The organism is Cupriavidus sp. Met-2 (genome assembly GCF_049843575.1).
GTDB lineage: Bacteria > Pseudomonadota > Gammaproteobacteria > Burkholderiales > Burkholderiaceae > Cupriavidus > Cupriavidus metallidurans.
The window spans coordinates 257707-283107 of sequence record NZ_JBBHZL010000007.1; the positions used below are offsets into that span (position 1 = coordinate 257707).

At 63.3% G+C, this 25401-nt stretch carries 21 protein-coding genes; 10 read left to right on the forward strand and 11 right to left on the reverse strand.

Annotation, left to right across the window (positions count from 1 at the left end):
• Positions 1-29 precede the first annotated feature (29 nt).
• Positions 30-1355, reverse strand: a complete 1326-nt coding sequence (locus WD006_RS17295) for a putative bifunctional diguanylate cyclase/phosphodiesterase (RefSeq protein WP_011518482.1) — start codon at positions 1353-1355, stop codon at positions 30-32.
• Positions 1356-1579: 224 nt separating this feature from the next.
• Between WD006_RS17295 and WD006_RS17300 the strand changes: the two genes are divergently transcribed.
• From WD006_RS17300 to WD006_RS17340, 9 genes are all read left to right on the forward strand, one after another.
• The gene (locus WD006_RS17300; RefSeq protein ID WP_051723380.1) at positions 1580-3250 is read left to right on the forward strand and encodes a methyl-accepting chemotaxis protein; all 1671 of its coding nucleotides are present in this window, start codon (positions 1580-1582) and stop codon (positions 3248-3250) included.
• A gap of 27 nt (positions 3251-3277) precedes the next feature.
• Complete coding sequence (locus WD006_RS17305) at positions 3278-3751, forward strand: chemotaxis protein CheW (protein ID WP_011518479.1); 474 nt, start codon at positions 3278-3280, stop codon at positions 3749-3751.
• Positions 3748-5037, forward strand: coding sequence for a CheR family methyltransferase (locus WD006_RS17310; protein ID WP_011518478.1), 1290 nt, complete (start codon positions 3748-3750; stop codon positions 5035-5037). Before WD006_RS17305 ends, WD006_RS17310 begins: the two co-directional genes overlap by 4 nt.
• Positions 5030-5800: a chemotaxis protein CheW gene (locus tag WD006_RS17315; protein WP_062794295.1), complete on the forward strand. Its 771-nt coding sequence runs from the start codon at positions 5030-5032 to the stop codon at positions 5798-5800. The genes WD006_RS17310 and WD006_RS17315 overlap by 8 nt, the downstream gene beginning before the upstream one ends.
• Positions 5797-8103, forward strand: coding sequence for a hybrid sensor histidine kinase/response regulator (locus WD006_RS17320; RefSeq protein WP_011518476.1), 2307 nt, complete (start codon positions 5797-5799; stop codon positions 8101-8103). Before WD006_RS17315 ends, WD006_RS17320 begins: the two co-directional genes overlap by 4 nt.
• On the forward strand, positions 8100-9116 hold the full coding sequence (locus tag WD006_RS17325; RefSeq protein WP_029309301.1) for a chemotaxis response regulator protein-glutamate methylesterase: 1017 nt from the start codon (positions 8100-8102) through the stop codon (positions 9114-9116). Before WD006_RS17320 ends, WD006_RS17325 begins: the two co-directional genes overlap by 4 nt.
• Before the next feature lie 23 nt (positions 9117-9139).
• A complete protein-coding gene (locus tag WD006_RS17330; RefSeq protein ID WP_029309300.1) occupies positions 9140-10147 on the forward strand; it encodes a response regulator in 1008 nt (335 codons plus the stop codon).
• A 709-nt stretch (positions 10148-10856) separates the two neighbouring features.
• Positions 10857-11438 carry a M66 family metalloprotease gene (locus tag WD006_RS17335; protein WP_029309299.1) on the forward strand — a complete coding sequence of 194 codons (582 nt, stop codon included), beginning with the start codon at positions 10857-10859 and terminating at the stop codon, positions 11436-11438.
• Between the two features lie 74 nt (positions 11439-11512).
• Complete coding sequence (locus WD006_RS17340; RefSeq protein WP_227874005.1) at positions 11513-13054, forward strand: TagA domain-containing protein; 1542 nt, start codon at positions 11513-11515, stop codon at positions 13052-13054.
• 222 nt (positions 13055-13276) lie between these two features.
• Here the strand turns inward: WD006_RS17340 and WD006_RS17345 are convergent, their stop codons facing one another.
• From WD006_RS17345 to WD006_RS17360, 4 genes are all read right to left on the reverse strand, one after another.
• Positions 13277-13576 carry a helix-turn-helix transcriptional regulator gene (locus WD006_RS17345; RefSeq protein ID WP_029309297.1) on the reverse strand — a complete coding sequence of 100 codons (300 nt, stop codon included), beginning with the start codon at positions 13574-13576 and terminating at the stop codon, positions 13277-13279.
• 171 nt (positions 13577-13747) lie between these two features.
• Positions 13748-15250 carry a tripartite tricarboxylate transporter permease gene (locus WD006_RS17350; protein WP_011518471.1) on the reverse strand — a complete coding sequence of 501 codons (1503 nt, stop codon included), beginning with the start codon at positions 15248-15250 and terminating at the stop codon, positions 13748-13750.
• 13 nt (positions 15251-15263) lie between these two features.
• Positions 15264-15725 carry a tripartite tricarboxylate transporter TctB family protein gene (locus WD006_RS17355; protein WP_008644611.1) on the reverse strand — a complete coding sequence of 154 codons (462 nt, stop codon included), beginning with the start codon at positions 15723-15725 and terminating at the stop codon, positions 15264-15266.
• 413 nt (positions 15726-16138) lie between these two features.
• Positions 16139-17617, reverse strand: coding sequence for an MATE family efflux transporter (locus WD006_RS17360; protein ID WP_011518469.1), 1479 nt, complete (start codon positions 17615-17617; stop codon positions 16139-16141).
• A gap of 232 nt (positions 17618-17849) precedes the next feature.
• Between WD006_RS17360 and WD006_RS17365 the strand changes: the two genes are divergently transcribed.
• Positions 17850-19277 carry an NAD-dependent succinate-semialdehyde dehydrogenase gene (locus tag WD006_RS17365; RefSeq protein ID WP_029309296.1) on the forward strand — a complete coding sequence of 476 codons (1428 nt, stop codon included), beginning with the start codon at positions 17850-17852 and terminating at the stop codon, positions 19275-19277.
• Between the two features lie 89 nt (positions 19278-19366).
• On the opposite strand, the gene WD006_RS17370 is transcribed toward WD006_RS17365, so the two are convergent.
• The 6 genes from WD006_RS17370 to WD006_RS17395 are packed head-to-tail and all read right to left on the reverse strand — an operon-like array spanning position 19367 to position 25340.
• Positions 19367-20566 (reverse strand): DUF2252 domain-containing protein, encoded by a 1200-nt coding sequence (locus WD006_RS17370; RefSeq protein ID WP_029309295.1) that lies wholly within the window; start codon positions 20564-20566, stop codon positions 19367-19369.
• A 59-nt stretch (positions 20567-20625) separates the two neighbouring features.
• Entirely contained in the window at positions 20626-20979 is a 354-nt protein-coding gene (locus WD006_RS17375; RefSeq protein ID WP_011518466.1) for a cytochrome C oxidase subunit IV family protein, read from the reverse strand.
• A gap of 8 nt (positions 20980-20987) precedes the next feature.
• Positions 20988-21692: a heme-copper oxidase subunit III family protein gene (locus WD006_RS17380; RefSeq protein WP_011518465.1), complete on the reverse strand. Its 705-nt coding sequence runs from the start codon at positions 21690-21692 to the stop codon at positions 20988-20990.
• Positions 21693-21704: 12 nt separating this feature from the next.
• Positions 21705-22373 (reverse strand): bb3-type cytochrome oxidase subunit III, encoded by a 669-nt coding sequence (locus WD006_RS17385; protein WP_029309294.1) that lies wholly within the window; start codon positions 22371-22373, stop codon positions 21705-21707.
• Positions 22370-24127, reverse strand: a complete 1758-nt coding sequence (gene ctaD, locus WD006_RS17390; protein ID WP_008644623.1) for a cytochrome c oxidase subunit I — start codon at positions 24125-24127, stop codon at positions 22370-22372. The genes WD006_RS17385 and ctaD overlap by 4 nt, the downstream gene beginning before the upstream one ends.
• 37 nt (positions 24128-24164) lie before the next feature.
• Positions 24165-25340: a cytochrome c oxidase subunit II gene (locus WD006_RS17395; RefSeq protein ID WP_029309293.1), complete on the reverse strand. Its 1176-nt coding sequence runs from the start codon at positions 25338-25340 to the stop codon at positions 24165-24167.
• Positions 25341-25401 lie beyond the last annotated feature (61 nt).

Here is a 25401-nt window from a genome sequence, read left to right on the forward strand (position 1 = left end):
TAAAGGTGGAAACAAATCCGTCGCCGGCGTCAGCGCGGCTGGTGGCGGAGGTGCTCCGTCAGGAGGTCAGCCGACATCGGGCGCCCATAGAGATAGCCCTGCGCCTCGACGCATCCGTTGGCCAGCAGGAATTCCCGTTGGGCGGCATTCTCCACCCCTTCGGCGACCACGCCGATGCGCAGGCTCTGCCCGACGTTGATGACCGAACGCACGATCGCCGCATCGACACTGTCTTGCGTGACGTTGCGAATAAACGACTGATCGATCTTGAGCCGGTCCACAGGGAAGGACTTCAGGAAGCTCAGTGATGCATAGCCGGTGCCAAAATCGTCGCAGGTCAGTGTCACGCCATCGCGGCGCAGCGCCTGGAGTTGGCCCGACACCTCATCGCCCTGCTGCAGTGCGATGGTCTCGGTGATCTCGATCTCCAGCCGGTCGGGCGGCAGCTCGAGCGCCCGCAGCACATGGCGGACCTCGGTCAGCAACCGGCTTTCGGACAGCTGGGCGGCAAACAGGTTGATCGCCACCCGGGGGGCGTCGGGAAATGTCAGCGACCACGCCCGCGCCTGCGCGCAAGCCGTGTGCAGTAGCCACATACCGACGTCCGCCGCCACGCTGCTCGCGGCCAGGGCGTCGATAAACGCGGCCGGGGCGAGCAGGCCCAGCGTCGGATGCCGCCAGCGCATCAGTGCCTCCGCGCCCAGCACGCGGCCATCCCGCAGATCCACCTGCGGCTGGTACAGCAGTTCGAACTGCCGCTGGGCATAGGCTTCCCGCAAGGCCTGGACGAGCGACAGTCGCGTCATCACGTCCGTGCGCATCTGCGGCTTGAAGAAACGAATCGTGCGCCCGCCATCGTGCTTGGCCCGGGCCAGCGCCAGGCTGGCGGCAGCCAGCACGTCGGAAGTGGTATCTCCGCCGGTCGGCATCACGCACGCGCCCAGACTGGCCAGCACATGGTGGCGGCGGCCATTTAGTTCGTGGGGGGCAGACAGCATCGACAGAATGGCGGCGCTTACGTGCCGCACCAGCGTCGGGTCCGAGATGGAGGTCAGCAGTACGGCGAACTCGTCGCCGCCCACGCGGCCAACCACGGCGTCGCGCGGCGCGGCATCACGCAGCCGGCGGGCAACCTGCAGGAGGATTGCATCGCCCTCCATGTGGCCATGCATGTCGTTGAACGCGCGGAAATCGTCGATGCCAACCAGCAACAGGGAAAAGCGGGGCGTCGCCTCGCTATGCAGGCGCGTTTCCAGCCGATTCAAGAATGACTGGCGAGCGACCACGCCGGTCAGCGGATCAACATCCGCCGGCGGCAAGGCACCAGTCGCCTGCGCCTCCGACTTGGCCACCATCCCTGCCCTATCTGTTGTGATGAACATGTTCCCTGCTCAAGCTATTTGGCAAGTGTGACGAAAACCTTGGAAAATGCAAGCGCTTCCAATTTCCGGCGCAACGGCGCAACGCCCCGGGCACCGCGTTGAAATGGCTTGGGCGTTACAGTACCCTACGCCGCAAAAGGCTACCACCCAAACGAGGGATACCCCCAACTGGGTGACGGCGCCCCCCGCCCCAAAGCATGACCCAGCCGGCCCCAACCCCGGCGGCTTCACCGGAGACGATCCTGATCGTGACCCACTGGACCATCCGCACCCGCATTCTGGCGAGCTTCACCATCATCCTGCTGGTCATGGCCCTGATGAGCGGCGTCGCCTACCGAAGGCTGTCCGCCATCGAGCACGAAACCACCGTGATGCGCACCGATGCGCTGCCGGGCCTGAACTTCAGCGCCGGAATGCGCGGGGTCTGGGGCGAAATCTACGTGCTGGCCTGGCAGACGGTAACCGCGGCCGATGCTCCCCAACGCGCCCGCCTGCTGGCGCAGACGCAGGACGCCATGCAGCGTCTGGATCGTTTGGAACAGCAGTACGACGCCACCATCGTCCGTGACGACGACCGTGCCCGCTTCCACAACTACCAGGCCGTCCGCGCCCGGTACCAGCAGGCCGCCCAGCCGTACCTTGACCCCGCTCAGTGGAAGGATGCCGCCACGGCCCAGGCCGCCTTGCGCGGCAGCGCGCACGACCTCTGGTCTGATGGCCGGAAGCTGCTGCAGGACATCGTCGACGACAACGGCAAGGTCAATGAGCGGGCCTCCACTGGCATCGTCGACTCGGTGGTAACGGCTAAGGTCAGTATCGAAGTGGCATTCGGCATCGCCGTGCTCGCCGCCCTGATCGCCGGCTATCAATTGCTACGCGCCATTACGGTGCCGATGGGCAAGATCGTCTCGCTGCTGAAGACCATGCGCGGCGGCGACCTGCGCCAGCGGATGGTGTTGCATCGGCGAGACGAGTTCCAGGCCGTGGAGGAAGGTTTCAACCAGATGGCCGACGAGCTGACGTCGCTGGTCGGACAAGCGCAACGCTCGGCAATCCAGGTCACGACCTCGGTCAACGAGATCGCCGCCACGGCGCGCCAGCAGCAGGCCACCGCCACCGAAACGGCCGCCACGACCACGCAGATCGGCGCGACTTCGCGCGAGATCTCGGCTACCGCGCGCGACCTGGTCCGCACCATGAGCGAGGTTTCCCACGCCGCCGACCAGACAGCCGGACTGGCAGGCACCGGTCAGGTGGGTCTGTCGCGCATGGAAGCGACGATGAACCACGTGATGGAAGCCGCCGGCTCGGTCAACGCCCGTCTGGCCACGCTCAACGAGAAGGCCGGCAATATCAACCAGGTGGTGACCACCATCGCGCGCGTAGCGGACCAGACCAACCTGCTGTCGCTGAACGCCGCGATCGAGGCCGAGAAGGCTGGCGAGTACGGCCGCGGATTCTCCGTGGTGGCCACCGAGATTCGGCGCCTGGCGGACCAGACCGCCGTGGCCACCTACGACATCGAACAGATCGTGCGCGAGATCCAGTCGGCCGTGGCCGCCGGGGTGATGGGCATGGACAAGTTCTCGGAGGAAGTCCGCCGCGGCATGTCCGAGGTCACCCAGGTTGGCGACCAGCTTTCGCAGATCATTGGGCAGGTTCAGTCCCTGGCGCCACGCGTGCAGATGGTCAACGAAGGGATGCAGGCGCAGGCAGGCGGTGCCGAGCAGATCAATCAGGCGCTGATCCAGTTGTCCGAAGCCGCGCAGCAGACGGTGGAGTCGCTGCGTCAGTCCAGCCAGGCCATCGACGAACTGACGCTGGTTTCCAACGAACTGCGCAGCGGCGTCTCGCGCTTCAAAGTCTGAACAGGCGATCCCGGAGCCACCATCGCCATGGCCCTTTTCCTGCTCTTCCGCATCGGCGCCGATCGCTACGCGCTCGATAGCGCCGAGGTGGCCGAGGTCCTGCCGCTCGGCCCCGTGAAACAGATTCCCGGCGCGCCGGAGTGGGTCTGCGGACTGATGACCCGGCACGGACAGCCCGTGCCCGTCATCGACATCACCGCGCTGGCCACTGGCACACCCGCCACTGCGCGCGCCAGCACCCGCACCGCGCTGGTGCATTATCGGCGCGCGCGCGACTCCGGCACCCAGCCTCGCGTGCTCGGCCTGCGGCTCGAGCACGCCAACGAAACGTTGCGCTGCGATCCCGCATCGTTCATCGATGGCGGCATCGACCCGACACACGCCCGCTACCTTGGACCGGTGCGCCACGATCCGCGTGGCCTGATCCAGTGGGTACATGTCGGTGCGCTGCTGCCCGACGCCGTCCACGCCATACTGTTTCCCGCATCGTCCCCGGCATGACCGACGCCCCCCACCCGTCCACCTTGATCGAGGCGCTGCTGAAGGAGCGCATCGGGCTCGATGCGGCATCGGTCGGCCGAGGCACGATCGAGCGCGCGGTGGAAGAACGGCGCCAGGCCATGGGCGCCGATGACCCGGCGACCTACTGGAACCTGCTTCATGCGGTGCCGGACGAACTGCAGGCGCTGATCGAGTCCGTCGTTGTCCCGGAAACCTGGTTTTTCCGGCACCGCGAGGCACTGCTCGCGCTGGCCCGATTCGCCGCGCAACGGGTGTTTGGCGCCGGGGAGCCGATGCTACGCATCCTCAGCCTGCCCTGCTCGACCGGCGAAGAACCCTATTCGATCGCGATGGCGCTGCTTGACGCCGGCATTCCGGGCGATCGCTTCCGCATCGATGCCATCGACATCAGCGCCCGCGCCCTGGAACGCGCGCGCGCCGCCGTCTATGGCGACAACGCGTTTCGCAGCCAGCCGCTGGACTTCCGCGACCGCTACTTCATGTCGGTCACCGGCACTCAGGCGACCTATCAACTGCTGCCAAAGGTCCGCAATCAGGTACGGCTGCTATGCGGCAATCTGGTCGACCCTGACTTGCTGAGGCACGAAGCGCCATACCACTTTGCGTTCTGCCGCAACCTGATGATCTATTTCGATCCGGCCACGCAGTGCGAAGCGATCCGGACCCTGCGCCGCCTGACCCGGCCAGACGGCATGATCTTCGTTGGGCCCGCGGAAGCAAGCCTGCTGACGCGCGAGGGGCTGGCCGGCGCAGGGGTCCCGCTGGGCTTCGCCTTCCATGCTCAGCCAGCCAGCCCATCGAGCCACGCGTCAGCAGCGCACACGGTGATGCCGCCACAGCCAATGATCGCGAGGGCCCGATCGGCCGCCACCGCCCCGGCAAAGCACGCGGCGCGCGCGCCGGATGTGGCGGCGAGCAACCCGTCAGCGCAGCCGGCATCCGCACCCAGCCGCGACGCCGCGCTGGCTGCCATTGCAGCCATGGCCGATCGCGGCGAACTCGATCGCGCCCTGGCGGCGTGCCAGCTATTCCTGACCGAACACGGAACATCCGCCGACGGCTGGTGCCTGCTGGGCGTGCTGCACGATGCCTCTGGCCGCGCCACCGAGGCGCACGCGGCCTACCGCAAGGCGGTGTATCTCGACCCTGGCCATGAAGAAGCGCTCTATCATCTGGCCGCCCTGCTCGACAGCGCAGGCGACGCCGCCGGCGCGCACCGCTTGCGCGAACGCGCCCAACGTCATGCCCGAATGAGCCATGGCTGAACCGAATTCATTGTTGCCCCATGCCGCCCCGGCAGGCGCCATCGACGACTGCTGGCGCCGCATCGGCGTGACCGGCGACCGCACCTGCCCGCTACTCGCCACGCACATCACCTGCAGGAATTGCCCGGTCTACGCCCAGGCCGCCTTGGTGTTGCTCGACACACTGGCAATCGACCCGATCGTCCAGCCTGCCAGCGATAGCGATACGCCCATCGACCAATCGTCAGCCGACCGGCTGGCCGGAGAGTCGTACATGGTGTTCCGCGTCGGCGACGAATGGCTGGCCTTGCCGACGGCCACGCTCGGCGAAGTCACTGCGCCCGCACTGGTCCACTCGCTGCCGCATCGGCGCCATGCCGCGCTGATCGGGGTAGCGGCCGTGCGCGGCGCGCTGCTGACGTGCATCTCGCTGGCGCTGCTGTTTGGCGAATCGGCCGAACCCACTGAATCCACTGAATCCACTGAATCCACTGAATCCACTGAATCCACTGAATCCACTGAATCCAACGGGCGTGGCGGCCAGGATGCCCAGCGCGCGGCGCGCTTCCTGATTCTTGGCCAGGGACGCAATGCGATCGCGCTGCCCGTTGCCGAGGTAGCCGGCGTCGAGCGCGTCACGCAGGATGTCTTGCTGCCCTTGCCGGCGACGCTCGCGCGCGCCTCCGCCCGCTATTCACGCGCGCTGTTCGATTTCAACGGCCACAGCGTCGGTCTGCTTGATGCCGACCTGCTGCGGCAGGCGTTGACCCGGAGCCTGTCATGAATCCGGAACAGCTCCGTGATGCCTCGTTGCTGGACCTGTTCGCGCTCGAAGCCGACGCGCAGGCCGATGTGCTCAATGCCGGCCTGCTGGCCCTGGAGCGCGATCCCACGGCAGCCGTCCAGCTCGAGGCATGCATGCGCGCCGCGCATTCGCTAAAAGGGGCCGCGCGCATCGTCGGGCTCGAAGGTGGCGTGCGCGTTGCGCATGTGATGGAGGATTGCCTCGTCGCCGCGCAACGTGGCGGCCTTCTGCTGAGCGCCTCCCATATCGATGCACTGCTGCAAGGCACTGACCTGCTGCAGCGAATCGGCCATCCGCCCGATGGCAACGCCAATTGGCCGGAGCTTGGCGGCAAGGCAGAGATCGACGCTTTCGTCGCCCGTCTCGAGGCGCTGCTCGATGGCGGCGCGGATGTGGCGGCACTGGCAGCACCGACAGTGTTGCCGCCGGCCGCCGAGCCCGCGCCGCCGGAGCCCCCGTTACCCACGGTCAATCACCCGTCAACGAGCACCGTCGTCCCGGCGCAGCCACAGGAGTACACCGGCAGCAACCAGGAACGCATCCTGCGCGTCAATGCCGAACGGCTGGACCGGCTGCTGGCGATGGCCGGCGAGTCGATGGTGGAGACGCATTGGCTACGGCCGTTCGGAGTTGCGATCCAGCAGGCCAGGCGTCAACAGATGCGCGTGATGCAGGCGCTCGATGGCGTTCAGGCGCTGCTCGACAGCCCCGATAGCACCGTGCCACGCCTGCGGGCGGCACTGATGGAGACTCGCCAACTGCTTGAGGACAGCCACGGCCAACTCACCCAGCGCGTGGAGGAATTCGACCAGTACGATCACCGCCAAAGTGGACTGTCGCGCCGCCTGTACGACACGGCGCTGTCGTGCCGGATGCGCCCACTGGCCGATGGCATCACCGGCTACTCGCGCATGGTGCGCGACCTGGGCCGCTCGCTCGGCAAGCGTGTCCGACTGGAGTTGTCCGGCGAGCAAACCCAGGTCGACCGGGACATCCTGGAGCATCTCGACGCGCCGCTGGCTCACCTGCTGCGCAATGCCGTGGATCATGGCATCGAAGCGCCGGACACGCGCCGCGCCGCCGGCAAGCCGGAAGAAGGCCGCGTATCACTCCATGCGTGGCACAACGCCGGCCGGCTTGTGATCGAGATCTTCGATGACGGCGCGGGCGTCGATCTGGAAGCGTTGCGCGCCGCCATCGTGCGGCGAGGCCTCGCCCAGGCGGACACCGTCGCGCGGCTATCGCAAGCCGAATTGCTCGAGTTCCTGCTGCTGCCGGGTTTCAGCATGCGCGAGACCGTTTCCGAGGTCTCCGGCCGCGGTGTCGGGCTCGACGCCGTGCAGGACATGGTGCGTGCCGTGCGGGGCAGCCTGAGGCTTTCCCAGCAGCCTGGCAGCGGCCTGCACTTCCATCTCGAGTTGCCGCTGACGCTGTCGATCGTGCGGGCGCTGCTCGTGGAAATATCGGGCGAAGCCTATGCCTTCCCGCTGGGCCACGTGCTGCGTGCCGTGGCCGTGCGCCGCGAAGACATCGAACAGACCGAGCAGCACCAGCACTTCCGCCACGATGGCAAGCCGGTGGGGCTGATCAGCGCCGCGCAGGTGCTCCAGCGTCCCGAGCGTGGCCAGGATGGAGATACCGTTCCCGTGGTCGTCATCGGCGAGCAGGATCGTGTGTATGGCATCGCAGTGGATCGCCTGATCGGCGAGCGATTGCTGGTGGTGCAGCCACTCGCGCAGGCCCTCGGCAAGATCAAGGACATCGCGGCGGGCAGCCTGACCGACGATGGCATGCCGGTCCTGATCTTCGACGTCGAGGACATGCTGCGGTCGGTGGAGAAACTCGTCTCCGATGGCCGCATCGAACGGGTGCGCCACGGCGGCGAGGAAGCCACCCAGACGCGACGCAAGCGCGTGCTGGTGGTGGATGACTCGCTGACCGTGCGGGAACTGGAGCGCAAGCTGCTGAGCGGACGCGGCTACGACGTGGCCGTCGCGGTGGACGGCATGGACGGATGGAACGTGCTGCGCGCGGAATCGTTCGATCTGGTGATCACCGACGTCGACATGCCGCGCATGGACGGCATTGAACTCGTCAGCCGGATACGAGGCGATACCCGCCTGACGCATCTCCCCGTGATGATCGTCTCCTATAAGGACCGCGAGCAGGATCGCGAGCGCGGCCTGCAGGCTGGCGCGGATTACTATCTGGCCAAAGGCAGCTTCCACGATACCGCGCTGCTCGACGCGGTACGTGACCTGATCGGCGAGGCACGCTCATGAGAATCGGCATCGTCAATGATTCCGCACTGGCTGTTGCCGCGTTGCGGCGCGCGCTTGCGCTGGACACCACGCTCGAAATCGCCTGGATCGCCGGCGACGGCGAGGAAGCCGTGCGGATGGCCGCGACCCAGACCCCCGACCTGATCCTGATGGACCTGCTGATGCCGGTCATGGACGGCGTGGAAGCCACACGGCGCATCATGGCCGAATCGCCGTGCGCGATCGTCGTGGTGACCATGGACCTCGGTCGTAACGCGAACCAGGTGTTTGATGCCATGGGGCACGGTGCGATCGATGCCGTGGACACCCCGACGCTTACCGACTCCGACACCAAGCTCGCGGCCGGCCCGCTATTGCGAAAGATCCGAAACATCGCACGCCTGCTTGGCGGACGCGCGCAGGCGCCCCATCCGCTCGCGGCGGCCACGCCAACGCCCACCGCGCCCCGGCTGGTCGCGATTGGCGCATCGGCCGGCGGCCCGGCCGCGCTGGCCACGCTGCTCGGCGCGTTGCCAGCCGACTTTGGCGCGGCGGTCGTCGCCGTGCAACATGTCGACGAAGCGTTCGCCCAGGGCATGGCCGAGTGGCTCGACGCGCAGTGCCAACTACCGGTGCGCCTTGCCCGGGCTGGAGAGGTACCGCAGGCCGGCGCGGTGGTGCTGGCCGGCACGAACGATCACTTGCGCCTGACCAGCGCGGGACGACTGATCTACACCCCCGACCCTTGCGACTACCTGTATCGCCCTTCGATCGATGTGTTTTTTGAAAGCGTGGTGGAACACTGGCGCGGTGAAGCAATCGGAGTATTGCTGACCGGCATGGGACGCGATGGGGCGCAAGGCCTGAAGGCCATGCGTGAACGCGGCTTCCAGACCATCGCGCAGGATCAGGCCACGAGCGCCGTCTACGGGATGCCCAAGGCGGCGGCCACGCTGGGCGCGGCGAGCGAAATTCTGCCACTGCAGAAGATCGCGCCGCGGCTAGTCATGACGTGTGGTGGTGGTCGGCGGTAAAAGAAAAGTACAGGAGGCGAATAATGCCCAGACAACTCAATTCGGCCGATGCGGCGGCCACCCATGAATACCCGGCGATGGTGCTGCTGGTTGACGACCAAGCCATCATTGGCGAGGCTATCCGGCGCGCGCTGGCCAGCGAGTCCGATATCGACTTCCACTATTGCTCGCAGCCCGAAGAGGCCGTGACGGTGGCCGAGCGCACCCAGCCCACCGTGATCTTGCAGGATCTGGTCATGCCCGGCACCGACGGGCTGACGTTGGTGCGCCGCTACCGCGAAAACGCCACCACGCGCGATATTCCGATCATCGTGCTGTCGACGAAGGAAGAGCCCACCATGAAGAGCGCGGCTTTCGCGGCCGGCGCCAACGACTATCTGGTGAAGCTTCCGGATTCGATCGAGTTGATCGCGCGAATCCGCTACCACTCTCGCTCTTACCTGAATCTGCTGCAACGTGACGAGGCATATCGGGCGCTGCGCCAAAGCCAGCAGCAATTGCTTGAGACCAATCTCGAACTGCAGCGGCTAACCAATTCCGACGGACTGACCTCCCTGTCGAACCGTCGCTACTTCGACGAGTACCTGGGCGCGGAATGGAAACGCGCCCAGCGCGAACAGACCCAGCTCGCGCTACTGATGATCGACGTCGATGCATTCAAGGGCTACAACGATACCTACGGCCACGTGGCGGGCGACGAGGTACTGCGCCGCGTGGCCGCCGTGATCCGCGAGAACTGCGCACGCCCGGCGGACCTGCCCGCGCGCTTCGGCGGTGAGGAATTCTCGATGATCCTGCCGGCCACATCGCCCGGCGGCGCACGACTGCTGGCCGAGAAGGTCAGGCGCGCGATCGAGACGCTGCGCATTCCGCATGCCTGCTCCCCAACTGGCGGATTTGTCACGGTCAGTATCGGCGGCGCGGTGATAGTGCCGGGAGGCGATGCCGATTTCAGCCGGCTGATAGAGGCTGCCGATGCTGGCCTCTATCAGGCCAAGCGTAATGGACGAAACCAGGTAGTGATGGCGTAGTTCCGAATCTTCGGTTTCCTGGGCATCCAGTTTTTGGTTTCCACAGCCAAAGCCAACGTAGATCCTCGCCTGGGACGCGACAAGTCAACTCATTGATACGCATCGGCATTCCGATGCGTTTGGGAACCATCGCCCTCATTCCCCCGGCAGATGGCCCGGCGCAATGCCGTGCCGGATATTTCTTAGTTTCAACCCCCTTCTTGCCCGACATTATGCTCCGCATTTAAATGCGAGGCACCCCAATCCACAAAAATCGGCCTTCTTTCTTGCGCGCCAATATCAAAACTAATGCGCAAGATAAATAGTATTTTCATTAAAAATGTAGAAATACATTTATTTGCCTCAGAGCAAGAAATGCCGCCAGAATAATATCTAGCATCCGGCTAAGATTATTGATTCAGCAACCAATTGAATTTAATTGAAAATAATAAATGACAAAAACATTATTATTTACACCGAAATGCACGAGGGCATTGAAATGACAAACAACCATCATTCACAGTACTTCGCATCAGCGTCACCTGTTTTCAGGGCCTCAATGCTTCGCCGGCCGCGCATGGAACTCCTTCGCATTGCAGCGGCATCGGCTTTAGCCCTTGCGACGATGGCCGGATGTGGGGGCGGTGGAGACAGCAGCCCGTCATCGAGCAGCGCGCAACCGACTCCGACTCCGACACCAGCGTCTGAATACCCACGCACGACATTCGCGTTGGCCGGCTCGGTCGAATATGGGCAAACCAGTGTTGTGAGGCAGAATGAAACGCGCATCGCACCACGCCTGGTCGAAGGCCGCAGCACGCTCCTGCTGTTTACGCCAACCAACCCCATCAGCAAAGATCAAGAGGTATTTGTCGAAGCAACGCTGAACGGCGTATCGATGGGGCGCCTCCGCCTGAAGAAACCCGCCGGCCTGGTTGGCTATGCCGAAGACAGGATTACCCAGGACACCTTGCCACGCTACAGCACACAAGCGTGGAGCACGCAAATGCCCACCGGGTGGATGAAGGCCGATGTCCAGCTAGCCGTTGGCTATGACGAAGTGCGCCACGATGAAAAACGGATCTACGCATATCGCATAACGAATGGCCTCCCCCCACTGGCGGGTCCATCGGAACTCACATACACACGAACCAAGGTATTGTTCTGGGAGGATGCTGATTCCAATGCCGATACCCTCGATTCGGACAAGCTCGCTGACGAAATCCACGCCCGCATGCCGGTGAGCAGAATATCCGTCGTGGACTACCTGCCCGCACGCTGGAACAGCGTCATCATGATGGCCCCCCCATGAGGTTTGATTCACTGAGGCAGATACCGGCCCCTAGAATCAGTCCAACCAGCAACACTGCATGGGCCGCGAACATCATGGTGGACAAGGCAAACACCGGACGCGGTTTGCAGGCCATCTACGTCTACTCTATGTTCAATCAGTCGTCGCCACTTGCCTATGGAGCCACCCTCTCCCAAGGACGGTACAAGGACCTCGACGGAAATCTCCAGGACGCCTTCCCCATTGATATCGCCTTCTCTGGCTGGGCTCAGACGCAATGGAACAGGGAGTGTGCCCCTCAGATGAACGAGGCACTAGGCAGCGTCATAGGCTTGTCCCCAGTCTTTCGAGGGGAGCCCTGGAAGTTCGGTAGCGAGTATCCCGATGGTCTCGTATGGACAGCCTCGCACCCGCAGCCATTCGATACCGCGCGCGGTGTATTCAGAACATGGTATGCGGCCACCGATGGATTTACCATGCGGTCGTCAGACAAGCCGCGAGGCCGGATTGATCCACAGTTCTACGGTGATAAAGAGCCTGCCGACAGTCAGAGCTGCTTCTCTCCTTACACAAACTACAACACGCGCGCGATCCAGCTGCGGCTGGATTCAACGCCAACCCTGCGGACCGTGGCTGGAAGCCCAGGTTACTATCGTTGGGATAACACGACTCGAACTTTCGCTCCCGTCGCGCCAGACTGGGAAGGTGCGGCGTTGCAGTTGAAACCCGATCGTATGGGCATTCCGGTGGTGACCGTGATCGGCTCGCTGACATCCAGCGAGAATCCGGGCGCCACCATGCTCTTCCCGCCGTTGTTCGCGGCCAGCGGGAACACCTTTGTCATGGAAGAAGCCGGCACTACTTCCAACAATTACAGAGGGGCAAGGTACGCGGCACGGGTCCGCTACGCTGATGGCAACCAGCGAATCTTCATTATCCCGAAAGAAATGGCTGGCAAGGACCGCGCATACTATTTCTCGTTCAACCTTCCGATTGCCGACAAGCCTGTCGAAGTATCCTTGTACCGCTTGCAGTTGCCGTACACCGCAAACAGTTTCCACGCGCTGTCCTCCGTTGACACACTCCTGTCTACCCAGGCCATCACGATACCCGCCTCCATGCCTGCGCCCGTGACTCGGGGCGGTGATTCCCTGCAAGAATCGCGTACGGCAATGGTGAGCAAGCTATGCACGACTCAGACATGCGAGACAGAGAGTATCGATATCGCCTGGCATCCGGATGACGAGTCGCAACTGTATTTCGTCGCCGGGCGGCCTTCGCTCGGCCTGACGACTCCCGTTGGGAACCCCAAGGGCGCGCCGATGCGGCTTGAAGTACTGATGAACGGTCCGGACGGCAATCAACGCGTCGTGGTATTCCGAGCCTCGCGCGCCGTCAATACGACCTCAGATGGTTATCGCCTGAGCCCGGCGAACTATTGGACCGCGCCGGAATTGCTCAAGGACAAACTACAGCGCCTCAGTATCTGGGTTCATGCCGACGATAACACCGCGTTGCCGGCCGGACGCTACACAATGACAGACGCCGTAAAGCTGCTCGACGTGCATGCCGTCAGCAGTGCCGGCGACAGAATCGTTGACAGGGTCAAGCTGAACGCCGCATTCGAAAAGCTCTGACGCACTAGCAAAGTTGCCACCCCGGCGCCGGTGCAGCGTTTCCAACAAGACGCTGCACCGGCGCTTTTTCACACTGCGCGCCGACGCGCATCTCATCTCTCGTGAACAAAGCCAGCGGCCTTGTTGAGTGCTTCGTTCGTAGAACCCTGATAACGACAATGCATACATGACAATGCCGGTACCGCGCCTCATTCCAGGCAACGTACCGGCATTTGCATTGGTCTATTCGGCTGTCTCGCTCATGTCGTCCTGAAGGACGTTGAGATGTGCAAGGTAGGCGTCCAGTTCGGCCCGTCCGGCATCCGTGATGCTGTAGACACGGCCATTTCCCTCGACAAGTTCGGCGGTAATGGATCGCGCCATCATCAGGCTACGCAGGATTGGGCGCAGCGCGCGGATATTCTTGTCGATGCCTCGCTCGCGCAGCCGCTCCATCAGGTTGAATACCGTGGATGGACTGGCCTGGACAAGCCGGAGGATATAAAGCCTGGAAACGATACGATCGAGCGATGGCGTTTTCATGGGCGCAGGCAACGCAACTAGCGGTGCGGAGAATCGAATCATCGTGCGCAGCCCATGACTGCAGCGCAGTCGGGCAGTCCTTTCAGTGCATCAAAGAAACGGGGGCGCTTTTGGCACCCCCGAAAGCTTACTCGGTTCGCGCCGGCGTGACGCCGGCGCTTGTCGTCAGAATTACTCTTCCTGGAACGCTTCTTCGCGCTTCGCCTTGATCGACGGCAGTGCCACCACGGCCACCAGTGCGGCAGCGGCGATCAGCAGGCCCATCGACAGCGGACGCGTCACGAACACGGTGAAGTCACCACGCGACAGCAGCAGCGAGCGGCGGAAGTTCTCTTCCATCATCGGTCCGAGCACGAAGCCCAGCAGCAGCGGTGCCGGTTCGCACTTCAGCTTCAGGAACAGGTAACCGATCACGCCGAAAGCGGCAGCCATGAACACGTCGAACGTCTGGTTGTTCACCGAGTACACGCCAATGCAGCAGAAGACCAGAATTGCCGGGTAGAGGAAGCGATACGGCACGGTCAGCAGCTTCACCCACACGCCAATCATCGGCAGGTTCAGGATGATCAGCATCAGGTTGCCGATCCACATCGAAGCGATCAGGCCCCAGAACAGCGCAGGGTTGCTGCTCATCACCTGCGGACCAGGCTGGATGTTGTGGATCGTCATCGCACCGACCATCAGCGCCATCACGGCGTTGGGCGGAATGCCCAGCGTCAGCAGCGGGATGAACGAGGTCTGGGCAGCGGCGTTGTTGGCCGATTCCGGACCTGCCACGCCTTCGATCGCACCCTTGCCGAACTCGTGAGCGTACTTCGACGTCTTCTTTTCCAGCGAGTAGGCCGCAAACGAAGCCAGCGCAGCACCGCCACCCGGCAGGATACCCAGTGCCGAACCCAGCGCCGTGCCACGCAGCACGGCCGGAATCATGCGCCTGAAGTCTTCCTTGGTCGGCCACAGGTTCGTGACCTTGTTCGTGAACGTCTCACGGGCTTCCTTCTGCTCGAGGTTCGCGATGATTTCCGCGAAGCCGAACATACCCATGGCCAGTGCCACGAAGTCGATGCCGTCGGTCAGTTCAGGCACGTCGAACGAGAAGCGCGCGGCGCCCGAGTTCACGTCGGTACCGATCAGGCCCATCAGCAGACCCAGCACAATCATCGCCACGGCCTTCGGCAGCGAGCCCGAAGCCAGCACCACGGCGCCGATCAGGCCCAGCACCATCAGCGAGAAGTACTCGGCGGGACCGAACTTGAACGCCAGTTCCGACAGCGGTGTAGCGAACGCAGCCAGGATCAGCGTGGCCACGCAGCCAGCGAAGAACGAACCAAGGCCAGCAGTAGCCAGCGCCACACCGGCGCGGCCACGACGTGCCATCTGGTAGCCGTCGATCGTGGTCACCACCGACGACGATTCGCCCGGCAGGTTCACCAGAATAGCGGTGGTCGAACCGCCATACTGCGCACCGTAGTAGATACCGGCCAGCATGATCAGCGCGGCCACCGGCGGCAGCGAGTACGTCACCGGCAGCAGCATGGCGATGGTTGCCAGAGGCCCAAGGCCCGGAAGCACGCCGATCAGCGTCCCGAGCACGCAGCCCAGGAACGCGTACGCGAGGTTTTGCAGCGACAATGCCGTGGAGAAGCCCAGGGCAAGATGGTCAAACAATTCCATTTCGGGCGACTCCTTAGCCGGTAATGAAGGCAGGCCAGACCGGCATCTGCAGGTTGATGCCGTACACGAAGGCGCCCAGGGCGATCAGCACGAGCACCACGCTGTTGAGCAGGGCACCCTTCCAGCTGAACTCATGGCTGGCCATCGACGACACCATCACCAGCACGAACACCGACAGCACCATGCCGAGCGGCTTGAGCAACAGGCCGAACAGCACGACGGAACCGAGAATCCACAGAAGCGTCTTCAGATCCCAGCGGGCAAGTTGATCTTCCTCACCCTTCGACGACAACGACCCCATCAACACTAGCGCGCCCAGGATGGCCAGTACTAGGCCAAGCAGGAACGGAAAGTAACCGGGGCCCATCTTGGCGGCCGTCCCCATGCTGTAGCCGCGCGCGACGAAGGAAAAGCCCAGACCGACCAGAATAAACATCAGGCCGGAGGCAAAGTCCTTTTGGCTGCGTATGCGCAAAACGATTCTCCTCAAGGTTGTGAATTGCGGCACCGTGCGACACACCGGCTCTGGGGCATCTCCACGGCGAACGTATCAACTTCGACACGTTCATCGCAGCGAACAGTAGAGTCGGGAACTTTCAGGCTCCTTTCATTTGTCTGGGGTGTAGGGTATCCCCCAATCCTCAGCGCTCGCGTCGATTTTTCATTTCCATCACGTTGTGACGTATTCAGTGGGCAACCGAATACACCACTGAAAGTTAAATGAAAGACGGCGTGGAAAGGTGTTTGAAAGGGAAGAACGCGGATTGGCGCGGCACTGCGCGGCAGAGGATGCCGCGCAGCTTTCGACTTGCTTACACCGCCGGGCGGTGCGTAAGCGACGCGATCAAATGTCTCTCATCCATACATTCAGAAACCTGTCTGGATGCATTAGGAAGGTTGTCGTGCGACTCCCTCATCGGCTTCCGCGCCCGCATCGGCATCCTCGCATGGCACACCCATGCTGGTATCGGGTGCATTCCCCACCGCTTCCGGATGTGGCGCGACCGGCAGGATATGGCTGCGGCGCCAATTGCCATATCGGTAGTAGCCAAACGAAAGCAGCACCGACACCACCGAGCCGAGCGGGAAGCTCCACCAGATCGATTCGGCGCCGATGTGCGGGCCGAGCAGCCACGCGAACGGCAGCCGGATCAGCCACATCGACACGAACAGAATGACCAGCGGCGCCATGACGGCGCCCGTGGCGCGCACGGCGCCGAACACGACAATGGTGAAGCCGAACAGGATGAACGACCACAGCACCACGTTGTTGATGTGCTGAGCAATCTCGATCGCGACGCTGTCCTCCCCCAGGAACAGACCAAGCGAGTGACGATTGAATACATAGACCAGCGCCACCAGCGCGCCGGTCATCAACATGTTGAAGAGCATGCCAACCTGCGTGACACGCGCCACACGCACCCACAATCCCGCCCCTACGTTCTGCGCAACCATCGATGACACACTGGCGCCAACCGCCAGAGCCGGCATCTGCACATAGGTCCAGAGCTGCGATGCCACACCGTAGGCCGCGGTCGTCCGCGAGCCGTACGTATTAACCAGCGACATCATCACGATGGCCGACGACGAGATCACCACCATCTGCAGGCCCATCGGCAGCCCCTTCATCACCAGCGCGCGCAGGATCGCCATGTCCGGCCGGAGCAGCGCAAGTTGCTCCCGGTGCAGCAGCAGGAAGTGCCGGCGCCGGTACAGCAACCCGATCATCGCCGCCAGGCTGGTCAGTTGCGCAATCAGCGTGGCGAGCGCCGAGCCCGCGATGCCGAGCGGGGGAATCGGGCCTACCCCGAAGATCAGCACGGGATTCAGCACGACGTCCAGCACCACCGACAGCAACATGAAGTAGAACGGCGTGCGCGAGTCACCGGCGCCGCGCAGCGTCATCATCACGAAGTTGTAGAAGTACATGAACGGCAGCGCGATGAAGATGATGCGCAGGTAGATGATGGCCAGCGGCGTGGCATCGTCCGGCGTATGCATCGCGGCCAGGATATGCGGCGTGAAGACAAAGCCCAGCACGGCGGCCAGCACCGACAGACCGACGAAGAACGTGGTGCTGGTGCCCACCACGCGTCGCGCCTCTTCGATGTCACGCCCGCCGACTGCCTGGCCGATCATGATCGTATTGGCCATGCTGATCCCGAACACCACGCCGAGCAGGAAAAACAGAATGATGTTGGCGTTCGACGTGGCCGTGAGCGCCGCCTCACCAAGGTATCGGCCGACCCAGACCGAATTGATCGAGGCGTTGAGCGACTGCAGGATGTTGCTGCCAAGCACCGGCAGCGAGAACATCAGCAGCGTGCGGCCGATCGGGCCGGTGGTCAGTCTGGCGTCAGGCTTCATTGGGACAGGTTTTCCGCACCGCAGCAGTGCGAGGGTTGCGAACGTGTCAGTCTAGTCCCTGGCTGGGCACCATGCCAGCCGCCGTGCACATGACCGTCGCGGCAGGGCGATAATCGCCCGCAAGTCTGCCAGTGCGGACTTCCGCCCAAAGCGTTAAGCTTGCGCTTTCATTCTTCGACCACCCGCGGCGCGCCCCTTTCGCTGCGCCGTCCATTTCCTTCAGGAGACAGGCATGTACCAGGATCTCGCCCTCTACATCGATGGAGAATTCATCAAGGGAGGCGACCGCCGCGAGCAGGACGTCATCAACCCGGCGACGCAGGAACTGCTCGGCAAGCTGCCACACGCCACCACTGCCGACCTGGATCGTGCGCTGTCTGCCGCGCAGCGCGCCTTCGAAACCTGGAAGAAAACGTCGCCGCTGGAACGCTCGCAGATCCTGCGCCGCGTAGCAGAACTGACCCGTACCCGCGCCAAGGAAATTGGCCGCGACATCACGCTGGACCAGGGCAAGCCGCTGGCCGAAGCCGTGGGCGAGGTGATGATCTGCGCCGAACATGCCGAATGGCACGCCGAGGAATGTCGTCGTATCTACGGCCGCGTGATTCCGCCGCGCAACCCAGCGGTGCGCCAGATCGTGGTGCGCGAGCCGATCGGCGTCTGCGCCGCGTTCACGCCTTGGAACTTCCCGTTCAACCAGGCCATCCGCAAGATCGTGGCTGCGCTGGGCGCCGGCTGCACGCTGATCCTGAAAGGTCCGGAAGACTCCCCGAGCGCCGTGGTGGCGCTGGCCCGCCTGTTCCACGATGCAGGCCTGCCCCCGGGCGTGCTGAATATCGTATGGGGCGTGCCGAGCGAAGTTTCGACCTACCTGATCGAATCGCCGATCGTGCGCAAGATCTCGTTCACCGGCTCGGTACCGGTGGGCAAGCAGCTTGCCGCGATGGCCGGCGCGCACATGAAGCGCGTGACGATGGAGTTGGGCGGTCACTCGCCCGTGCTGGTGTTTGACGACGCAGACATCGAACCGGCCGCTGAAATGCTGGCCCGCTTCAAGCTGCGCAACGCCGGCCAGGTTTGCGTATCGCCCACGCGCTTCTATGTTCAGGAAAAGGCCTACGACAAGTTCCTGGCGCGCTTCACCGAGGTCATCGGCTCGATCAAGGTCGGCAACGGCCTGGACGACGGCACCCAGATGGGCCCGCTCGCACACGAACGCCGCATCGCGTCGATGGAGCAGTTCCTGGACGATGCCAGCCATCGCGGCGGCAAGATCGTCGCCGGCGGCTCGCGCATCGGCGACAAGGGCTTCTTCTTCGCGCCGACCGTCGTCACGGACCTGCCCGACGATGCCAAGCTGATGGTCGATGAACCGTTCGGCCCGGTAGCCCCGGTCACGCGCTTCAAGGATGCGGAAGAAGTGCTGCGCCGCGCCAACAGCCTGCCGTTCGGCCTGGCCTCGTATGTCTTCACCAACTCTCTGAAGACGGCCAACCTTGTATCGAACGGACTTGAAGCCGGCATGGTCAACATCAACCACTTCGGCATGGCGCTGGCCGAGACCCCGTTTGGCGGCATCAAGGATTCGGGAATCGGCAGCGAAGGTGGCCAGGAAACCTTCGACGGTTACCTGGTGACCAAGTTTATTACCCAGGTTTGATGGCGTAATTCGCTGGGATCTCCCCTCTCACATGCAATGTGAGAGGGGAACGACCGAGCAGCCGCTCAGTTGTTTAGCTGCTCAGTTGATCAGGCGCCCTTCCCCCGCGCCTTCGCATAGTCCTCCCGGAACTGCTTCCACTGCGCGAGCGAAACATCGCGCCCGTGCTTTGCCAGCCGCAGCACGGTGGATTGCCAGCGCCCACCTGCGGCGAAATCCTGCAACTGCTCGACACGATCCGCCGCCTGATGGCCACAGCCCCGCAGATGGGCCGAGGCTGCGGCACGCGCCATCGTGGCGAACACGTCTTGCAACACAGTCTTGTCCCGGCAGTGCTCCAGATTCACTCGGTCGGTGCTCGGCTGCAAGCTCTTGACCAGGTACGAAGCCTTGCCCAGCGGCACGTATGAGAGCAGTGCGGGCGATGCGGCCTGCATGATCTGCTGGATGGTCGCCACGCGTTGCGCATCGCTGCCCCAGCGCGGTTGGCCGCCTGTGCGCATCCCGGTCCAGGCGCTCGGTGCCGCGCGTTTGATATCGATAAGCCGCTGACTTGCCGGCATGTCACGCTCATGCGCCAGCACGACGTAGCGTTCGAGCCCCAGGCTGCCCACACCAGCCACGCGTCGCGCCGAGTCTTCGGCGACGAAGCGATGACCGTGATGTTCCTGCTTCGAGTAGATCCCCAGAATTTCGGAAGCGCGTTCACGCTGCATCTTGTCCGCGCGTAGCGCATGGCCGTCGAACTTCAGACGCCGCCGCCCGCCACGCATCTCCGTGCGCGCGTTCAGCAGCGCGCCGCGCTTGCGGCGCTTGACCTGCCGCAGCAGCATGGCCACCAGACCGCTCGCCGTGGCACGCTCCAGCCAGCGCGGCTTGCCCGCGCGCAGCATGGCCGTGTAAACCGACAGCATCTGTGCGCAGGCCGTACGGGCATCGGCTTCCGACAGGCCAATGCTTTCTCCGGCCACCAGCACGCTCGACAACATACGGATGACGTCGACCGTCAGCGGCGCCAACATGGCATCGTCGAAATCGTTCAGATCGAAGTACACGAGTCCGTTGTCGCCCTTGAACGTGCCGAAGTTCTCCACATGGAGATCGCCACACACATAGGTGCTAGGCGCATCGAGCAGACCAGCCTCGCGCTCGAGCGATGCCGCGTACAGGTGGTTGGTGCCTCGGAAGAAAGCGAACGGGTCGGCTGCGATCGCCGCCAGCTTCATCGTCAGCCGCTCGGGATCGCGGCCGTGGTTGTAGATCAGGATGCTTTCGGTAGCAGCGTGCATGGGCGGCGGAGTCCTCGATCGGGTTGCGCAGCGCCCTCATCGCATTCCATCATGCGACTTCAGTGAAAAAACACGCCGCGAGTCAGGAAAGTGTAATCCGCTTCGGCCGCCATGAGAAACACCAGCACGAGCAGGCACAGCGGCGGGATCAGGATCGCGCAGATCAGCGCCATGCGCTCCCAGGCCATGTGCATGAATACGCTGACGATCAGGCCGGCCTTCAGGATCATCAGCAGCAGAATCAGGAACCAGCGCAGGTATCCCGTGAACCCGAAGTAGTCCACCAGATAGGACATCGTGGAGAGCACGAACAGCAGTCCCCAGACCTTCAGATAGAGGCCGATAGGATGTTCCTGTTTGCCGTGACCACCGTGGGCCGCCTCGGGGGCCGGAGTGATGGGTGTCGATGCCATGGTCGCCCTCACCAGAGATAGAACAGCGCGAAGATGAAGACCCACACCAGATCGACGAAGTGCCAGTAGAGGCCGGCGATCTCCACGACCTGGTAGTTGCCGCCTGGTTCGTAGTGCCCGCGCACGACCTTGCTGGCGATCGTCAGCAGGTAGATCACGCCGCAGGTCACGTGAAAGCCGTGGAAGCCGGTGATCATGAAGAACGTGGAGCCGAACTGCGCGGCGCCCATTGGATTGCCCCAGGGCCGCACGCCCTCGTGCACGATCAGTGTGGTCCATTCGAACGCCTGCAGACCGACGAACGTTGCCCCGAGCGCGGCGGTCGCCAGCATCAGCAGGCCGCAGGGGCGCCGCTCGCGACGGTAGGCGAAATTCACGGCCATCGCCATCGTGCCACTGCTGGTGATCAGCACGAAGGTCATGATTGCGATCAGGATCAGCGGTAGCGTATGACCGCCGATGTTCTCGGCGAAAGCCTTGCTGGTATCCGGCCATGGCACCGTGGTGGAGATGCGCACAGTCATATAGCCGATCAGGAAGCAACTGAAGATGAAGGTGTCGGAAAGCAGGAAGATCCACATCATTGCCTTGCCCCATGACACCTTGAATGCGCGCTGGTCGGATGACCAGTCAGCGACGAGGCCCCTGAAGCCGCCCGGCGGATTCCAGGCTTCCGGATGCGATCCGGCCGAAGAAGGAACTTGCGAATGCATGGGCGCTCTCCGTCAAGACCTGCCACAGATGTACGCGACGAGCTCCGGCGTGAGCCAGCCCAGCGCGCCGAGCAACACGACCCATACCGCCAACAGGAAGTGCCAATAGCGCGCGCACAGCCCGATGCGCGTCACCGTGCGCGTGCCACTACCGCGATCCACCGCCACAAACGCGAAGGCCACCAGCCCGCCAAGCATGTGCAGACCGTGCATGGCCGTGAGCAAGTAGAAGAAGCTGCCCGCTGGATTGTTCGCTGGGACGACGTGAAGCGCGTACAGCGCCTGCCACGCCCACAACTGCACGCCAACGAACGCCACGGCGCCCATCCCCCCAAGGCGAAACGCATGACGTGCTCTCACCATGCGGCCCGAGTGCGCCGCCCGCCTGGCGATCTCCATCGCCACACACGCGGCGGCGAGCACGGCCGTGGACAGCCAGACCTGCCACGGCAGCGCAATGCGCTGCCAGTCCGGACTGTCCATGCGCATGATGTAGGCGGCCAGAAACAAGGTGAACAGCGCCGTGACTACGCCCATGAATACCCACAACCCTAAGCTGCCGGGGGTGTGGGCCCCATGTCCATGCAAGGCGTCGCCACCGGCGGGGCTGCCTCCGGGCGCTTCACGCGAAGCCCGGAAGACGCCGCCACCCGTATCCACCGCGAACGATTCGGCTTTCATGCCACGGCCCCCCTTCTCGCGTGTGGCTCGGGTTCGCTCCCACCTGCGTCTGGCGGCGCATTCTGCGCAATGAAGTCCTCCTTCGCACCCGGCACGCTGTACGCGTAAGCCCAGCGATAGACCACGGGAAGATGCGCGCCCCAGTTGCCGTGCGCCGGCGGCGTCTGCGGCGTCTGCCACTCCAGCGAGGCGGCACGCCACGGGTTGGCGCCTGCAGGCTGTCCACGCCGCACGCTCCACGCGAGGTTGAAGATGAAAAGCAACTGCGCCGCCGCGACGATGAACGCTGCGATCGAGATGTACATGTTCAGGGTGTGCGCGGACTCGGGTATGAAGTCATAGCCCTGCCACGCGTAGTAGCGCCGCGGCATCCCCAGAATACCGAGGTAGTGCATCGGAAAGAAGATGGCGTAGGTGCCCACGAACGTGATCCAGAAATGAATGCGGCCAAGCGTGTCGTTGAGCAGGCGTCCAGTGACTTTCGGATACCAGTGGTAGATCCCGCCGAAGACGACCAGGATCGGCGAGACGCCCATCACCATATGAAAGTGCGCCACGACGAAGTAGGTGTTCGACAACGGAATGTCCACGCTGACATTGCCGAGGAACAGCCCCGTCAGGCCGCCGATCACGAACGTGCTGATGAAGGCGATGGCAAACAGCATCGGCACCGAGAAATGGATGTCGCCCTGCCACAGCGTGATCACCCAGTTGTAGACCTTGATGGCGGTGGGTACCGCGATGATCAGCGTCGTGGTGGCGAAGAAGAAGCCAAAGTACGGATTCATGCCGCTCACGAACATGTGGTGCGCCCACACCACCACCGACAGCACACCGATGGCCAGAATCGCCCACACCATCGTGCGATAGCCGAAGATGCTCTTGCGCGAATGCACGCTGATCAGATCGGAGACGATCCCGAACGCGGGCAGCGCGACGATATAAACCTCGGGATGACCGAAGAACCAGAACAGGTGCTGGAACAGCAGAGGGCTGCCGCCCTTGTAGTTGAGCTGCTGCCCCATCGAGACGACTGCGGGCATGAAGAAGCTGGTACTGAGCGTCTTGTCGAGCAGCATCATCACACCGGATACAAATAGCGCCGGGAACGCCAGCAGTGCGAGAATCGTCGCCATGAAGATGCCCCACACGGCCAGCGGCATCCGCAGCATCGTCATGCCCTCGGTACGCGCCTGCAGCACCGTGGTCACGTAATTCAGGCCACCCATGGTAGCCGCCACGATGAAGATCAGCAGCGACACCAGCATCAGGATGATGCCCCAGTCATGCCCTGGCGTGCCGGGCAGGATTGCCTGCGGTGGATAGAGCGTCCAGCCCGCGCCGGTGGGTCCGCCCGGCACGAAGAAGCTGGCGAGCAGCACGAGCACCGACAGGAAGTAGACCCAGAAACTGAGCATGTTCAGGAACGGGAATACCATGTCGCGCGCGCCAACCATCAGCGGGATCAGGTAATTGCCGAAACCGCCAAGAAACAGTGCCGTCAGCAGGTAGATCACCATGATCATCCCGTGCATCGTCACGAACTGGTAATAGCGATTGGCGTCGATGAAATCGAACCTCCCCGGAAAACCCAGTTGCATCCGCATCAGATTCGACAGCGTCACACCGATCAACCCGACCACGATGGCGACCAGCGTGTACTGCACGGCGATCACCTTGTGGTCCTGGCTCCAGATGTAGCGCGTCCAGAAACTCTGTGGGCCGTGGTGGGCGGCATCATCGGCATAGGCCATCTTTTTGCTCTCCGATCTCTGACTGTGCACCGGGCCGCTATTTGCCGGCCTGCGGGGTGCCCGTTGCGCCAGCACCCAGCGAACGGATATACGCCGACAGCGCCACCACGTCGGCATCGGTAACAGGCAACTTGGGCATGACGGACCCGAAGCCCTTGACGATGCGGGCCTGCGGGTCCTCAATCTCCGTCTTCAGGAACGCATCGTCCACGGTCGCGCTGCTGCCGTTGCTGAAGGTCTGCGTGCTGCCGTACAGGCCCTTCCAGCTTGGGCCGACACCCACGCTGCCATCGACGCTATGGCATCCCACGCATCCTTTGCTTTGCGCCAGTGCGCGGCCCTGCGCCACGAGATCGGCGGCGCCAGCCGACGCACCCGCCACAGCGGGGCCTTCGGCTGGCGCAGCGGTGGGAGCGGCGACCTTTGCCAGCGTCATCGCGAACGTCTGCTGCTTCGCAAGCCACGTGTCGAAAGCGGCCTGCTCCTCGACCACGACGTGGCCGCGCATGTTGTAGTGGCCCAGACCGCAGAGTTGTGCACAAAGAATATCGAAGCGACCGGTCTTGGTGGGCGTGAACCAGAACGATGTGACCATGCCGGGCACCATGTTCATGCGCGCGCGGAACGGTGGCACATAGAAATCGTGCAAAACGTCCTTCGAGCGCAGGAGCACCTTGATGGGCCGGTTCAGCGGCAGGTGTACCTCCGGCCCCATGACGAGTATGTTGTCCTGTCCATTTGGATCATCGGGATTCAGGCCGAGTGGATTCGTGCCGCTGACGAATCGCGGATCCGTGGTACCGAGCTGGCCACTTTTGCCGGGGAAGCGGAAGGCCCATTGCCACTGCTGCCCCACCACCTCCATGACCATCGCATCGCGTGGTGGCCGCACGTACTCCGCGTAGACGATCAGGCCTGGTGCCAGCAACGCGATGATGCACACGGCGGTCAACCCGATCAGCCAGCGCTCCAGTTTCGGGTTCTCCGGCGCATAGGCAGCGCGATGCCCCGCACGATGACGGAAGCGCCAGACGATGTATCCGACGAGCAGGTTGATAACGACAAAGAACAGGCCGGTGATGACGAGGGTAATGGTCAGCGTGTCGTCCATCTGTTTCCAGTTGGACGCCAGCGGTGTCGCCCACCACGGGCTCAGGAAATGAAAGAGCACCGAGGCAACGACAATGATGACGAGTGCGATGGCGATCGCCATGACCCCCCTCCTCCGCGCGGACGAAAAGCCGCGAGGAATGCGCAGACTGCGCAGGTGGATT